This window comes from Accumulibacter sp. (assembly GCF_029255145.1).
Taxonomy (GTDB): domain Bacteria; phylum Pseudomonadota; class Gammaproteobacteria; order Burkholderiales; family Rhodocyclaceae; genus Accumulibacter.
In genome coordinates this window covers 1-14,336 of the sequence record NZ_JAPUVQ010000050.1, presented here as the reverse complement: position 1 = coordinate 14,336, position 14,336 = coordinate 1, and the positions used below count along the sequence as shown (strand labels likewise).

At 61.2% G+C, this 14,336-nt stretch carries 16 protein-coding genes and 3 tRNA genes; 11 read left to right on the top strand and 8 right to left on the bottom strand.

Going from position 1 to position 14,336, the window contains the following annotated elements; translation table 11 throughout:
* Positions 1-75: 75 nt before the first annotated feature.
* The gene (locus Q1L50_RS05450) at positions 76-546 is read right to left on the bottom strand and encodes a DUF1178 family protein (protein ID WP_300336526.1); all 471 of its coding nucleotides are present in this window, start codon (positions 544-546) and stop codon (positions 76-78) included.
* 34 nt (positions 547-580) lie between these two features.
* A tRNA-OTHER gene (locus tag Q1L50_RS05445) sits at positions 581-713 on the bottom strand.
* 101 nt (positions 714-814) lie between these two features.
* Here Q1L50_RS05445 and Q1L50_RS05440 point away from each other — a divergent pair.
* The 3 genes from Q1L50_RS05440 (at position 815) to Q1L50_RS05430 (ending at position 4,041) form a co-directional block, all read left to right on the top strand.
* Complete coding sequence (locus tag Q1L50_RS05440; RefSeq protein WP_300336525.1) at positions 815-2,080, top strand: tyrosine-type recombinase/integrase; 1,266 nt, start codon at positions 815-817, stop codon at positions 2,078-2,080.
* A gap of 204 nt (positions 2,081-2,284) precedes the next feature.
* Positions 2,285-3,424 (top strand): N-6 DNA methylase, encoded by a 1,140-nt coding sequence (locus Q1L50_RS05435; protein ID WP_300336524.1) that lies wholly within the window; start codon positions 2,285-2,287, stop codon positions 3,422-3,424.
* Positions 3,412-4,041, top strand: coding sequence for a hypothetical protein (locus tag Q1L50_RS05430; protein WP_300336522.1), 630 nt, complete (start codon positions 3,412-3,414; stop codon positions 4,039-4,041). Before Q1L50_RS05435 ends, Q1L50_RS05430 begins: the two co-directional genes overlap by 13 nt.
* Here Q1L50_RS05430 and Q1L50_RS05425 read toward each other — a convergent pair.
* Positions 3,952-4,851, bottom strand: coding sequence for a hypothetical protein (locus tag Q1L50_RS05425; RefSeq protein ID WP_300336520.1), 900 nt, complete (start codon positions 4,849-4,851; stop codon positions 3,952-3,954). The two genes, Q1L50_RS05430 and Q1L50_RS05425, sit on opposite strands and share 90 nt — an antisense overlap.
* A 418-nt stretch (positions 4,852-5,269) precedes the next feature.
* On the opposite strand from Q1L50_RS05425, the gene Q1L50_RS05420 reads away from it, so the two are divergent.
* The 8 genes from Q1L50_RS05420 to Q1L50_RS05385 all read left to right on the top strand — a co-directional run bounded on the left by Q1L50_RS05420 (position 5,270) and on the right by Q1L50_RS05385 (position 11,578).
* Positions 5,270-5,521 (top strand): helix-turn-helix domain-containing protein, encoded by a 252-nt coding sequence (locus tag Q1L50_RS05420; RefSeq protein ID WP_300336518.1) that lies wholly within the window; start codon positions 5,270-5,272, stop codon positions 5,519-5,521.
* Positions 5,518-8,154 carry a primase-helicase family protein gene (locus Q1L50_RS05415; RefSeq protein ID WP_300336516.1) on the top strand — a complete coding sequence of 879 codons (2,637 nt, stop codon included), beginning with the start codon at positions 5,518-5,520 and terminating at the stop codon, positions 8,152-8,154. Before Q1L50_RS05420 ends, Q1L50_RS05415 begins: the two co-directional genes overlap by 4 nt.
* Before the next feature lie 585 nt (positions 8,155-8,739).
* Positions 8,740-9,177 (top strand): hypothetical protein, encoded by a 438-nt coding sequence (locus tag Q1L50_RS05410; RefSeq protein WP_300336514.1) that lies wholly within the window; start codon positions 8,740-8,742, stop codon positions 9,175-9,177.
* A gap of 46 nt (positions 9,178-9,223) precedes the next feature.
* Positions 9,224-9,799, top strand: coding sequence for a hypothetical protein (locus Q1L50_RS05405; protein WP_300336512.1), 576 nt, complete (start codon positions 9,224-9,226; stop codon positions 9,797-9,799).
* Positions 9,777-10,010 (top strand): hypothetical protein, encoded by a 234-nt coding sequence (locus tag Q1L50_RS05400; RefSeq protein WP_300336510.1) that lies wholly within the window; start codon positions 9,777-9,779, stop codon positions 10,008-10,010. Before Q1L50_RS05405 ends, Q1L50_RS05400 begins: the two co-directional genes overlap by 23 nt.
* A gap of 206 nt (positions 10,011-10,216) precedes the next feature.
* Positions 10,217-10,927, top strand: a complete 711-nt coding sequence (locus Q1L50_RS05395) for a hypothetical protein (protein WP_300336508.1) — start codon at positions 10,217-10,219, stop codon at positions 10,925-10,927.
* On the top strand, positions 10,920-11,291 hold the full coding sequence (locus Q1L50_RS05390; RefSeq protein WP_300336505.1) for a hypothetical protein: 372 nt from the start codon (positions 10,920-10,922) through the stop codon (positions 11,289-11,291). The genes Q1L50_RS05395 and Q1L50_RS05390 overlap by 8 nt, the downstream gene beginning before the upstream one ends.
* Positions 11,292-11,296: 5 nt before the next feature.
* The gene (locus tag Q1L50_RS05385; RefSeq protein ID WP_300336503.1) at positions 11,297-11,578 is read left to right on the top strand and encodes a hypothetical protein; all 282 of its coding nucleotides are present in this window, start codon (positions 11,297-11,299) and stop codon (positions 11,576-11,578) included.
* A 170-nt stretch (positions 11,579-11,748) separates the two neighbouring features.
* Here Q1L50_RS05385 and Q1L50_RS05380 read toward each other — a convergent pair whose 3' ends face one another.
* The 5 genes from Q1L50_RS05380 to Q1L50_RS05360 form a co-directional block, all read right to left on the bottom strand.
* Positions 11,749-12,237 carry a JAB domain-containing protein gene (locus tag Q1L50_RS05380; RefSeq protein ID WP_366145214.1) on the bottom strand — a complete coding sequence of 163 codons (489 nt, stop codon included), beginning with the start codon at positions 12,235-12,237 and terminating at the stop codon, positions 11,749-11,751.
* A gap of 5 nt (positions 12,238-12,242) precedes the next feature.
* Complete coding sequence (locus tag Q1L50_RS05375) at positions 12,243-12,767, bottom strand: hypothetical protein (protein ID WP_300336501.1); 525 nt, start codon at positions 12,765-12,767, stop codon at positions 12,243-12,245.
* A 222-nt stretch (positions 12,768-12,989) separates the two neighbouring features.
* Complete coding sequence (locus Q1L50_RS05370) at positions 12,990-13,571, bottom strand: hypothetical protein (RefSeq protein ID WP_300336499.1); 582 nt, start codon at positions 13,569-13,571, stop codon at positions 12,990-12,992.
* Between the two features lie 118 nt (positions 13,572-13,689).
* Positions 13,690-13,774, bottom strand: a tRNA-Leu gene (locus tag Q1L50_RS05365).
* Between the two features lie 214 nt (positions 13,775-13,988).
* Positions 13,989-14,064 (bottom strand) — tRNA-Gly (locus Q1L50_RS05360).
* Between the last annotated feature and the right edge of the window lie 272 nt (positions 14,065-14,336).

Below are 14,336 nucleotides of genomic sequence, written 5' to 3'. Positions count from 1 at the left end.
CCTCGAAATGTCTTGCCGCGGGAACTGGCGATGGGCTGCGCCTGGGCTGCCGCGATGGTGCCCTCAGCCAGCGCATCAGTGCAGATCCTCGACCTTCAGCCGCGGCAGGCGCAGCACCTCGACGCCCTCCTCGCGCAGCGCTTCGTATTCCTCGGCGCTGGCCTCACCGCGAATCGCGCGGTCCGGGGCCTCCAGGTAGTGGATCTTTCGCGCCTCTTCGGCAAAGTCGGGACCGACGTCCTCGCACCTGGCGAGCAGCATCGCCGTCAGCTGCCGATAGGCGGACCGAGCGCCGGCACGCGCGTCGATCGCGGTCGCGTCCGGAACGCTTGCCAAAGCACCTGTCGAAGCGCTGACCGGAGCGGCCGCCGGGGTCTGCAGCTGCTTGCCCAGGTGGAGCGCCGACGGGATGCGACGAACTACCGGCGAGCCACAGTCCGGACAGCAAACCAGGCCGCGCGACAACTGGCTGTCGAATTCGTCCCGCGACTGGAACCAGCCTTCGAAGCGATGGTCGTGCTGGCAGGCAAGGTCAAAAATGATCATTGGGACCCATGGCAGGAATCTCGCGGTACAGCGATGGTACCCGGAGCCGGGGTCGAACCGGCACAGCCGCAAAGCCGAGAGATTTTAAGTTCAGCTCTTGCCGTCCTTTCAGGGCATTTAGAGGCATCTAAGCTCCCAAATGTCATGAAATGATTGGCGCTCCGGGCGCTTTGCTCCAGAGTTTTGCATTAGGGCGTATCCCTACTCCCTAACCAAGACGGTGCGCAAACGGTTCGCACCGCCCCTGCAAACCTTTGGAGCGTTAAAAGTGGCGAATTATAAACCGACGAAGCTGACAATTCGATTTGTCGATACCCTCCCCTGGGCCGAACGAGACGAGCGCGGCAGGGTTCTTTCCTATTCCGTCCGGGACACCGTAGTAAAGGGCCTCATGGTTGTGGTCCATGCCTCCAGCAAGACCTACGCCGTGCAGCGCGACCTGTACGCCCAGGAGCGGGATGCCCAAGGGCGACGGGTGAAGCTCGGAACTCGCCGTGTGCGCCTGGGCGATGCACGGGACTTCCTTTCCATTGAGGCCGTCCGGACCAAGGCGCTGGAAGTGATCGAGCAGGTCCGCGCTGGCATCGACCCGAACAAGCCCGCCGTGCCGGAAGCTCCGAAGAAGGAATTCACCTTTGCCCAGGCGTTGGACTCCTACATCGACCGTTGCGAGCGCAAAGCTCGCCGACCTTCTACCATCGACGGCTACCGCAACCTGTTTGAGCGTTACCTGAAGGACTGGGCCGACCGACCACTAAAGGAACTCGGCGACGACACCCTGGGCGTTGATGAACGGCACCGCCACATCACCAAGAAGAACGGCCCCGTGGCTGCCAACCAGACGATGCGCCTCGTCCGGGCTGTCTATCGGCACGCTCGCCGGAAGCTGCGCGACCTCCCCCCGCCGCCGACCGATGCGGTCGATTTCAACGACGAGAAGCGCCGAGACGTCATCATCACCGACTGGCCCGCCTTCTGGGCAACCGTCCATGAACTCCGCAACCCGGTCACACGAGACTGGTATCTGTTCCTCGCCTTCACGGGGATGCGCAGAGGTGCCACCAGCGAGGCCCGCATCGAGCACCTGAACCTTGAGAAGGGTTTTCTCCATGTGCCCAATCCGAAGGGCGGGCCGAAGCGGGCATTCGACCTGCCGCTGTCCGGGTTCCTCGTCGAGATGCTGCGCAACCGGGCGAAGGAAAACTGCGAAATATTCGGCAAGGACTACCCGTGGCTCTTCCCGTCGCACACCTCGGCGACTGGATACATCACCCAGGGGCTGAAAGCGAACCAAGGGTTGGTGAATCCGCACGCGCTGCGGCACTCCTTCGCCACGGCGGCTACCGCCGCTGGGCTGGACCCGTTCGCCATCAAGCTCCTGCTGAATCACCAACTTCCGGGGGTGACGGGCGGATACATCCACGGCTCGGCGCTTGGAGTAACCCTACGGGAGGCGCAGGAGCGCGTTACAGCCTACCTCCTGGGCCAGATTCACGGGAACGTTCTAGCTCTCCCTAGGCGGGCTGTTGCGTAACAGCCCAGGGGCACCCAGGGAACCATAAGGGGGTAGAGAGATCGTCTTTCGCCACCCCAATCGGACTTAACTATTGCCTTCTGAAGTTCACCCCATAATAATGACCTAGGTCACAACAACACGATTGTCACTCGTCACATGGCAAAAAGACATCAATTCGGGATAGATTTCGTCTCCCGCATCCGCCGGATGCAGGAGATCATCATGGCCAACAGCGGGGTGGATGAGTTCTACGAAATCATCAGGCTGATCCTGGCTAAGTATTTTGCAGAAGGAAACGGGCAGAGGGACCTGCCTGACAAAGCAAGCTGCGACCAGCTCCTTACTGAACATGGCCCAGAAATCGCGTTTATTCTCGATGGTGTATTAGAGCTTCAGACCCCTGAGAGCATCTTTGATGAAGTCCGCAGGGTCTTCGGTACGACTAGTATCCGAGGGCAGGATTTCACCGCTCTGGACCAAGCCTTCGAGCAGCTAACAAGCCGTTCCTACAAAGCTGACAAGGGGCAGTATTTCACCCCCCGCCACGTCATCGACATGTGTGTCGAAGCAGTTGATCCCAAGCCGGGCGAACTGGTTTGCGACCCAGCTTGCGGCAGCGCTGCATTTCTCAAATCTGCACACAGCTACGGCATCGAGAAGTACGGTAAGGCGGCTAGCCTTTATGGTTTCGACTACTCACATCGAGCCTGCCAAGTCGCTAAAGTTGTGTCACTCATCGGCACTAAGGGAGCCATCCACATTGAGCAGGTGGATAGCCTGCAATTACCAGAACGAACGCTCTTGAGCGAAACGGGCGACACGATTGAAGCTCTCATGGGACCAGATTCCCCAGGCTTCGATGTTATTTTGACCAACCCCCCATTTGCAGGCGATGTCGCGGCAGAGACGTTTGCCACCGCCTATGATGTTGCGAGGGTTTCAGGGAAGCGTCTCGAGCGTGACGTTCTATTTATAGAACGATGCATCCGGCTGCTTAAAGTTGGAGGGCGGCTTGCCATTGTCCTCCCCGACAACAAGGTGAGTAGCCGAGTCTTTCGTGATGTCCGCCTTTGGTTGGGCAAGAACAGTGAAATCCGAGCGGTAGTAAGCCTCCACCGTTACACCTTTTTGCCCTACACCACGCAAAAGGCAGCAGTCATCTTCGCAGTCAAGCAAGCCCCCTCTCTCTCCCCCTATAAGTCCGAGGTTCACTTCTTCCGCTCGGATGCGGCAGGCAAATCTAGTAACGGCTCACCGAACTACCGACCCGATGCCGATCCTGACGCACCGGCGTACCGCTCACTCAACCATGACCTTGATGAGATTGCCCCCCGTATTAGGAGCGTAATGTGCGCTGGATAACTCGATCGTTCTCAGAAACAGGTGCTGACTTCAGCCTCTCACCAGAGCACTGGCTGGCCAGCGAGACCGCAAGCCAGCTTGCGGACGGCAAACTCTTAAGCGAGATTGTGCAGTCCGTCACTCAGACGCAGGTGCCTCCGGAAGACGCCCGATTTGTGCTCGACACAGGGAATGCTCGAGAAGGATTGCTGGACATTACGATCCTTGGCGATCCGATCTCCGGACGCACAAGTAATAAAAAGATTGTTAGGGACGGGGACGTAATCATTTCACGCCTCCGCCCCTATCTCCGGCAAGTTACGTTTATTCCGCCCGGCACGTGCGATCTTCTTGGAGTTGACCAGCTCTACTGCTCGACAGAGTTCTTCGTCTTGCGCTCGCTTGAGGAAGGCAGAAGTGTTGCCGGACTGGTCGCATGGTTGCTGAGCGAGCCCATACAGGAAATGCTTTCTGCCGCCGCGACAGGTGGGCACCACCCGCGCATCAGCGTTGATCTCCTGCTCAACTCGCCGGTAGGAGAGCGCTACCTAGATGCTGGGATCTGCGAGAGAATCACCACCGTTCTCCGCCGTCATATCGAGGGCCAGCGCGAACTCTTGGTCCTGCTTCGACATTGACCACGGCACTGGATAACTGCCTGTAGCTGAAAATTGACAACCCGCCCGCTTCAGAAACTCCTGGAGCGGGCGATATGGTATGCGCTTCAGCTTTCCAAAGTTGGTATCTTCGTTGAAGTGATAGCCTTCACTTTCCTTCCGACCGTACCCATTTGAGTTCAAAGACACCCCGCCGACGACAGCCCTCTTTCCCGCCTTGCTGAGGATTGTGGGTGTCTCATAGTTACCAAACCACCGGCCACCGCCACTTATCATGCGATGGTCACGCGCATTTATGCACTCGATGACTGGGAATAACCCGAGATCAACAATGGTTGGCGAAAGAAGGGAAGGGTCATTCCACGTCGGTCGCAACTCGTAGACCAGTATCAGTAAGGCATCCCTGTCTGGATCGACATTCTTAACGGTAACTTTCTGAGTGAGGCGTGCTGACGGCTCTCTGGGTGTTGGCGGCCTCTTCATCGGCACATGGGGGTTGTCCCGGAAGGCTCCCTTTAACTCAATTCGATACCCTGAGTTATGCTCGAAATCAGGGTAGTCCTCCCGGTCACCCAGAATTCCCGCCGCCTTCGTTAGGCCAATCCCCTGCTCAAGTGCGATACGCGGCAGAAGAAGGTCCGTCAAGGTTCCGACAATTGTTCCCACCTGAGATGGTTCGATCTGCAAGGCGAGGTCAGCCGGAAGCTGAAGATAGTTTACCTGCACACCACAAAGCCGTTGCAGTGCAGAAGTCAGCGCATTCAATGCGTTGTTAGTAGTTATAGAGCCCCATGCAAGCACATCCATGCCTCCAAGCAATTGATTCAGCATGCATGATATGGGCCACGGGGAATCCCGTCTAGCGCAGAAAGCCGAGTGCATGACCGGGTAACGCCGCGTTACCGCTCCGGCATAGTCTGGCGGGCAGCTGGCGCTTCCTTGGCAGTGCGCGCACCGCGAGACCGACCGCGTGCCTTTCTCATGACATCTCAGGAATGGCACTGGCCGGTGTCAGGAGGAACTGTTGTCCTGTTGCGGCTGGGAGCGTAGATGCCAGATAATTGGTGCCGTTAGCGAGAGCGTGCCTGAATCGACAGGACGAACCAGGGAAGCCAACGGAAGGTTTCTCGCGTAGCGGTGGCAGTCCGCAGCTAATAAGCGAACCGAATTCCCGCCGAGTCCGGTTCTCTGCACGGCCCGCAGTGTCCTGGGCGCTTCCGAATTGGCTTCACCAGATTCGGAGACTGCCATGTCCCACACCCCTGCCCAAGACACTAATCTAGCTGATTCCATCTCTTTCCAAATGCCCAAGCGGTGGCTCCGTGCAAAGGAAGCCGCTGAATACCTGGGCGTTTCCATCCCGCATCTGGCCCGCCTGCGCGAAGTGAAGAAAGGCCCGCCGTACCGGAAGTTCGGTTCGGTCGTCCTATACGACGTTCGGGAACTGGATACTTTTGTCGAGTCGCTGCCCCGCGTGGAAACGAAAGGGGGTGGCGTATGACAGACCACAGGAAAAACGAAAGCCCCGAGCGCCGAGACACCTCTGAATCGACGAACGGGGCTTACGGAAGCAACGAGGGCGGGTCACCTCAGGGCAAATTCTCGGCTGCCAGTTCGGCCCCGGCAATCATCGACACCGCTTCCGCTGTCAGTTTCCTGCGATGGCTCCGCCCGGCTGGTCCGTGGTTGCTGGCTGCCAAGCATCCCGAACGGAACGGCTTCCGCTTTAAGTCTTTCTCGCTTGGGGAAGAGGCTGAACTCGGCCAGTGGCTCGATGGCCTGTCGTCGCAGAATGTCTATTACCACCTCAACCCCACCCGCCAGGGGCTAGAAACGAAGGCAGCCAAGTCAGACGTTGCCGCCGTCAGCTTCCTTCACGTCGATATTGATCCGCGTGCCGGGGAAAACGTGGGCGAGGAGCGCCAGCGCATCATCAGCCGCCTGACGCAAGGCCTACCGAAGGAGCTTCCGCCACCCACCGCGATCATCAGCTCGGGCGCTGGTGCCCAGGCGCTGTGGGCGCTGCGCGAGCCGATACTGCTGGACGGCTCCGAGGCCCAGGCGGCAGAGGCCGAGCGTTACACCCGCTGGATTCAGGACGTATTCGGCGAAGCCGACAACTGCCACAACGTGGATCGTATCCTTCGGCTGCCGGGCAGCATCAACAATCCGGACGCCAAGAAGCGAGCAAAAGGCCGCACCGCCGCCCCAGCCACCGTCGTGGAGCTGCACCCCGAGCGCGTCTATGGGCTAGAGAGCTTCCAGCAGGCTCCGGCCCAGGGCGCTGCCGCGCCCGCGACTTTGCGGGCGCCTAGCGCAGCTCTCGCTGGTGTCTCGCTGGGTGAGGTGGAACACCTGGAATCGGTGGATGCCCTCGACAAATGGAACGTGCCTGGCTGGCTGAAGGTACTAATTGTCCAGGGTAACGATCCTGACAACCCGACCAAGTATCCTAGCCGTTCCGAGGCGCTGTTCGCCTGTGCGTGTGAGTTGGTGCGCCGGGGCGTTCCTGACGAAGTGATTTTCTCAGTTCTCACCGACGAATCGTTCGGCATCGCCGAATCGGTGGTCGAGCACAAGAGCCCGGAAAGGTACGCACGCCGTCAGATCGAGCGTGCGCATGAGGACGCCATCAACCCGATGCTGCGCAAGCTCAACGAGGAGTTCGCCGTCGTCGGAAACTTCGGGGGCAAGTGCGTCGTGGTCAGCGAAGTGGCCGACCAAGGGCTTGGCCGTGTCAATCTTGTGGCGCAGAGCTTCGCCGACTTCAAGAACCGATTCCTCAACATCATGGTAGATCTCGGCACTGACACCAAGGGCAACCCGGTCACGAAGCCTGCTGGCGCTTGGTGGCTGGCCCACCCGAACCGTCGCCAGTACGAGAGAGTCGCCTTCGCTCCTGGGCAGGACACGCCGCCCGACGTGTACAACACGTGGAAGGGCTTCGCAGTGAATGCCGTCTCCGGGAACCAGCACCTGCCGTTCCTCGACCACATCCGCGATAACGTCTGCTCGGGCAACGAAGAGCACTACCGCTACCTCCTCGGTTGGATGGCGCGGGCGGTGCAGCAACCGGGCTGCCCAGGCGAGGTAGCCGTCGTCCTGCGGGGCAAACGTGGCACGGGCAAGGGCTTCCTTGCAAAGGTGTTTGGTGGGCTGTTCGGACGGCACTACCTTCCCGTCACCGACTCCCGCCACGTCACAGGCAACTTCAACGCCCACCTGCGCGACTGCGTCGTGTTGTTCGGTGACGAAGCCCTCTACGCGGGCGACAAGAGGCACGAATCCACGCTCAAGTCCCTCATCACCGAGGAAACCATCGCCATCGAGCGCAAAGGCTTCGATACAGAGGCCGCCCGGAACTGTCTCCACATCATCATGGCCTCGAACGAGGCCTGGGTCGTACCCGCAGGGGAGTTCGAGCGCCGGTTTTTCGTGCTGGATGTCGGCTCCGAACGGATGCAGGACACCGCCTACTTCGGCGAACTGAACCGTATCTTGGAGGCTGGCGGGCGCGAGAACCTACTGCACTTCCTGATGAACTACGACATCAGCGACTTCAACGTCCGCGCTGTTCCCCGGACGCGGGCGCTGGAGGAGCAGCAGGCACGGAGCCTTGGGCCTATCCGTGGCTTCATCCGCGAGATGTTCCGGACGGGGCAGCTCCCACCCGAGTGGCTGCCCAACGAGGTGAATCCGGGCTACAGCGAGCGAATGGTGCATGTGAAGAAAACTGGCGAAGTCGGGCTTCACCCGGACAAGCTGGCCCAGTGGATCGGGATGCGCCTAAAGATTCGCCCGGTCAGCGTCGAGGACTTGGAGAAGGAGTTTGCCAAGCTCGGGTTCCGCAAGGAGAAGGTCACTGGCAACAAGCGTCGCATCATGCTGAGCGTGTCGGTGGAGCGTGCGCGGGAAGCCTGGAACGCTTTCTCCGGTGCGCCGTGTCAGTGGGAGGAGCCGGTGGAGAAGTGGCTGCCGTACTCCGTGCAGGAGCACCCCGCCGACGACCAGGGCGACGATGACGACTCGCGCATCGAGCAAATGACGAGCGACGAGTGGGAGGTGTTCCTAGCACTCCAGAACGCCGCCCTGCGGGAACGGATTCTCGCTCTGGTGCGGAGCGCGACAGCCTAACGCCCAACACGCTCGCAGGAGGCCGCCCAACGAGGCGGCCTTTTTGCATGTGCGCGGCTGGGCTGCCTAGAGCGGGAACGGGAAACCCGTTTTCCCGGCCCGAAGGGAAATGCGCCAGGCCGCGTGGCTACAGGGGAAGCGTCGGAATTTTTCCCGGTTTCCCGGCCCGGTGGTGCAACTTGCCCAGTAGCAGCACAGGTACATCACAGCAGTGTGGTGTGGTGCTACTTCTTTTTCCTCTCTCTACTTAAATGAGGGAAAACGGGAAATAAACGGCTAGGAGCCCCGTGGCTACAGGGGTTGGGCGTTTCCCGCAACGCGGAAAAGCTCGGGAAATTCCCGCCCGAGTCTTCCTGACCCTTAGCGACTAGCCCGCACCTGGGTTTTCTGCGCTATCCATCTCAGTTCTATCTCGCGCTCGCGTGCGTGTCGGCGGTATGCGCCAGTAAGTTCGAGTTACCACGCAACCTGCACGAGACAAGGGCATGCCCGCCTGCTGGGCATTGCGCACCGCGAGACGGACCGGCCACCGCCACCGCCAAAACTGACAGCGCCAGACGGCACGGGCAGGAATCATTCGGTCTCATGAACCAGACCGCCACGACTCCCCAGAAGACAGGCACCGCCGACCAAGCTGCACACGCGTGGGCCAGCGGGCGAGCATCCGGCGTGCCGAACTATTTCATCGAAGGACGCGGCGAGCATCGGATTACTGCCCGCCCCCGAAAAGGCACGGAGCCGCAATTCTCCCCGCTTCTCCAAGAGGATCAGAACCACAGCAGCCCGGAGCGCAGCCTTGCCGCTGCCGTACTTATGCAGGCGTGGCAGGACGCCTCGGGGCGGGTCTATCCGAGGGAAGGTGGCGAAGGCGGCGACGAGGCCGTTGCAAGCGAAGCAAGGGCCTTCCTCACCGCCAAGATGCCGAGTGCTTGGGCCAGGAGCCGGCAGCGCTACACCGCGCTCCTTGGGCTTGACGACGACAGCTTCCGGGAAGCGGTGGTCCGAAAACTTGCGAGGGATTGAGATGACGAAAGCGACAACTGGAGGCGGAGCGCGGCCCGGTGCTCCCGTGGGCCGGAAGCCCGGCAGCGTAGTACCCAATCAGGCGCTGGACGAAAACCGGAAGGCGATCTTCCTCGCCGAACTCCGGCGGCACGGTATCCCCGTGGCTGCCGCTCGCGCTGCCAGCCCGCATTCGGCTGGAGGTGCTATCTCGTCCTTCTACCATCTCCGACGGATGGACCCGGAATTTGCCGCCGCCTGGGCCGACGCGCTCCAAGAAGCCTGTGCCAACGTGGAATCCGAGATTCACCGCCGCGCCGTGGAAGGCTGGGACGAGCCGGTTTATCAGAGGGGCGAACTCGTCGGCACCGTGACGAAGTATTCCGACCGGCTGCTGGAGTTGCGAGCCAAGGGCCTGATGCCCGAACGCTACGCCATCGAGCGTCGTGACGTGAAGGTTTCCGGCGAGATCACGCACCAGCACCACCACACGGCGGCAATCCTGACCATCAGCGCCGAGGACGTGCTGTTGCTGGCCCACGAAGAGCGCGAGCAGCTGATGGGGCTGCTAGGGCTGATTGCCGAGGCGCGAGGCGAAATCATCGACGCGGAGGATGCCGATGTACAGCTCCTTCCTCAGTAAGGTCCGCAGCATCGTTTCCTTCGAGGAAGCGCACGGTGTTCCGCCCCGGATGACGCCCCTGGGCTTCCCGTTGCCCGACTACGCCAGCCAGGGTGAGGCTGGGATGGAGTTGTGGGAGAACCACTACGGGGCGACGGCCCGCGCCGCCCCCGGCTCTATCCCGTTCAGTGTCATTTCGGACACCTCCACGCTACCGACCATCGCCTTTTAGCCTGCACACGGTCCTTCTCGCGGTTCGCACCCACCGGACCACCGCGCAAGCCTTGCGAGAACAGGCCAGCGTAGTAACTCAGCCTCCCTGCGCCGCTTCTCTGCTGCGTCAAAAACTGACAGCGCCTGCCGGATGCCTGCGGAATAGTTCGTCTCGCAGGTTCCGGGATGGTCCCGGTGCCGCTAATCCAAGGTGGAGAAGCTGCGATGGCAAAACTCTCAATCAAGCGTGTCCTCAATCGCGGACACGTCCAAGAACTCCGCGCCGCCCTCAAGGGGCACGTCCAGACCCTGGGCGATCTGCGCACTGCCCTGAAGGATGCCCCGGCCACGGCCTACAAGCGTGCGCTGGAAGAAATGGGGCGAATCGACATGCCGCAATCCGAGCGCGAACTGTTCGCCCGCCGCAAGGCCGATACCCAAGTCGCAGACATCCGCAAGGCTGCCAAGGAACGGGCCAACGCACTCAAGAAGGACTTGGCCGGGGCCAAGGAACTGCTGGCCCTGTCGAAGGACGCTCTCAGCAACCCGTTCGCCGTCCTCGATGCCCAGACCCTGGGCGACGCTCGCCGGGCAACCTACATGGCGAACCTCTCGGGCGCTGGTCCGCTGGCGCTGAAGCACGCCGCCGAGCAGGCTGCCGCCACGAACGACGCTGCCCTGGCTGCCGCCGTCATCAGCGTTCTGGAACGGATGCCGAATGCCGAGCGCCCGTTCTTCCCGCAAGCGGTCCTCGAAATCTTCCCCGACGATCATGAGGTTTTCGAGCCGATGCGTGAATACCTGGACGCCGAGCGTGCCCTGTACGACTCGCTCTCCCTGTTCGGCGAAGTCGTGAATGGTGCTGCCAACCCGGCTGCCCGGATTGCCCGCGCCATCCGTGCCAAGGAAGCCCCGGAGGAAAACAACGATGAATAACGAACACCTGCAATCTCTCACCGACGAGGAACTGGCCGAAGCCATCATCCAGTCGCTAACCGAAGCCGAGGCGGCTGCGCTGATGTCGGCTTGCCTGATTGCCAGCGCCAAGGGCGAGGACCGCGTCGATATCCGCGTCGCCAAGTCCTGCTGCGACCTCGCCGGTGCCGACCCGGAACGGCTGCTGCCCTTCCTGGGCTATGTGCCGCTCAAGGGCCACGCCAACGGCTGGGCGAACGTCGAGAAGGGCTCGAACGGCCCCGGCCTGGTTGGTCCGGGCCAGACCCTGGGCCTGTTTGTGTTCCGCGCTCTCGGGGGCGTTCTCCGAGCCAACCTTCGTTTCAACCACACCCCTGAGGAGTAACGACCATGCCGACCTTCCTGCTTTACCCCGCCGCACCCAATTTCCGCCGTGCCGATGGCTTCAACGCTGTCGTCGTCCCCGCTGCCAATGCCGCTGCGGCCCCGGCTGCCGCCCGCGCTCTCTTCAAGCGCGTCGAGCCGGATGCCTTCGACAAATTCACCGCCGTCGAGATCGGTGCCGCTACCGTGTTCGCTGTGCAGGGCCATCCGCCCGTGAGCCAGCCCGGCAACGCCGAGGGCCTGCCGATCCTCGGGCGAGGCGGTCACGAAGACATGCTCCCGGCCTAACCGAATCCATTGTGCTCCTGTTGAACGGGCTTGGCCCCGGTACTCCGAAAGGAGCCGGGGCTTCTTTTTGCCGTTCGACGGTTCGCCTACACGGTGCGTCATGCCCAAACGCGCTGCCGCGCCTGTTCTGCCTGGGCATCACCAGCAACCAAGACTTACCGGGGCAGTTCTCATATCAGCCCGCGCTCGGCGAGGCTGACTTGCATGTCGTTGGTGACGACGAAATGATCCACGACACGAACATCCACGAAGGCCAGCGCATCCCGGAGATTGCGTGTCAGCTTCTCGTCGGCGCTGCTGGGTTCGGCGGAGCCGCTTGGATGGTTGTGGGCGAAGATGGCGCTGCCCGCGTTCCAGTGCAGCGCACGTTTCACGATCTCACGCGGATAGACCGATGTTTGCGTCAGCGTCCCGGAAAACAGCTCCTCGAAGGCGATCAGCCCGTTTTGCGAGTCGAGCCAGAGGACGCTGAACACCTCGCGGGCAAGGCCCGCCATCTGGAGCTTGAGAAACGTCCGCACCTGCACCGGGGAGCCCAGGCACTCCCCGGATTTGCGGATGCGGTTCTCAAGGATGCGCAGCGCATCGTAGATCACCAGTGACTCCGAGGCCGTCAGCCCCTCGGCCCACTCGGGAACCGGCAGGCGGTTGTCAGCCATCCGACTCACTCCCCGGCGAGGGAGAAAGTACCCCGGCCAACGCAGGCGATGGAGTGACCCGCCCGACGTGCCGCGTCGATCAGGCTGCGCGCCCGTTTCTCGTTCGCCAGCTTCAGCCTCTGGGCAATCTCGGCAACCGTCTGCGGCCCCGAGGCAAGGAAATCAACGAGCGCCCCAACCTGGGTCTTGAGGGCGGGCTTCTCGGCGCTGCTAGGGGCCGTAGCGGGGGCTGCCTCCATGCCGGCGGGCAACTCGGGCGTCTCTGCGCGCTCCTGCTCGCAGTCGGCACCTTCTTTCGGCGAATCTACGACAACGAACTTGATGCCTTCAACGGCGGCAGGAGCAGGTTCCTGCTTGGTGACATCGGCCTCGATCAAGGCCCAAATCTGCTGCATACCCTTGGCCCGCTTGGAGAACTGCTTGGTGTTCTTGCCGGTGAGGCCGTTGTAGTAGTCGAGAAGGTCGGCGGTGCTGATCTTGTTCAGATCGGCGAAGCAGTGGATTTCGGTATCGAAGATGCGGACGGACATGGTGGCTCTCCTTTTCTTTCGTCGCCGGGGAAGTCCCGGTCGGTAAGGAGAAGTCTGTCCAGGTGCGCCGAAGTCCGACAACAATTTTATGGCAATTGCGTTGCCGGGAACGTCCAGGCAGCGGCTGGCTCCCTGGGCGCTCGGACGGCGGACGGTTCGCTGGGACACCCATCGAACCGCCTACGGGCTGCAATCCCTTGCCAGACGGGGAGGCGCAAGGGACTAAGGATTACTTGGGGAGGGGGCGCCAGGGTATTGGCCGGTTCGCACGCGGCGACGAATCTCACGTTGGACGGCACTAAGGGCGTAGCTCTTGTTGCCGCCTTCAACCACCCCGACGGTTCGGTGTCCGCAGTGCTCGCAGATGAACTCGGTTTTAGGTTTGTCTCGCCGGTAGATGTCATTGACGGAACTGTCGTCATAGACAAGTTCCGCATCACAGCTTGGGCAGAAGCACCACAGTCCATGAATCTGGTGACTCGCCCACGACCAGCGCCACTTCGCACCGAAAAGGATGTCTTCAATGTAGCTCGCGTGCGGAGCTTCGGGCACCGCGACCGAACGCAGGCCGACAAGGATTCGGAATACGGTTACGAGCGCAAGGAGTCCCAGGAGGGCGACGAGCCAGCCAGGAACCGAGTAGGAAGAACTGAACAAGCCGAGGAAAGCTAGGAACTTCTCCCAGAGCCAGACCAGCGCCGTTTTAGCAGGAGGCCAGAGTTCCGCGAGCACGGCCAGAATGACCCCGCCAACGACCGTGGCGACCGTGCCATTCCGTACCGAATGCGACTCTTGAGCTGCCATGGTCTCCTTTTCGCTGTCTCAGCTAAACCTCTATCGGCTGCCCGGCGAAAACTACAGGCCGTGCTGCCAAGGAAACAGGTCTGCGCCTGCACGGTTCGCTGGACGGTCCGCAAGGTATTGGTGCCCGGGACGGGACTCGAACCCGTAAGGATTTCTCCGGCGGATTTTAAGTCCGCTATGGTTACCAATTTCATCACCCGGGCCTTGCTAGTACAGGCTTTGCAGCCCGTTTTGACCCCGCCGAAATATATCCCAAAAGGATGCATCCGGCTGCATCCTCACAGCCCGAGGCGGACAGGACTAAGTAATTTTAAGTCTCTTGTGTCTACCTATTCCACCATCCGGGCGACGCAGGCCATTATACCTGCCCCAAAAAGCGGAAAAGGGAAAGTGCTTGCGCACTTTCCCTTCGATGTCTGGAGCGGGAGAAGAGTCTCGAACTCTCGACCTATACCTTGGCAAGGTATCGCTCTACCAACTGAGCTACTCCCGCTTGAAAGCCCTGCTGGAAGCCTGCATCGCGCTCCAGCGGAGCGGTGCCGGTCGTTCCGGATCGAATCGGATTGCAGGCACCAGCGGGGCGCATTATCCCGATGCCCGCGACCCCTGTCAAGCGCCAGCCTTGTCCACTGTGGTATGGGCCTGAACGGGCCGCGCGTTTCCACTGAGACATGAGCCTCAAGGAAAATGTAGGGAGAGGACGAAACGGGTTGATCATCCTGCAGATGGTGATCAACATGAACGAAACACAGCTTTGCACGATCG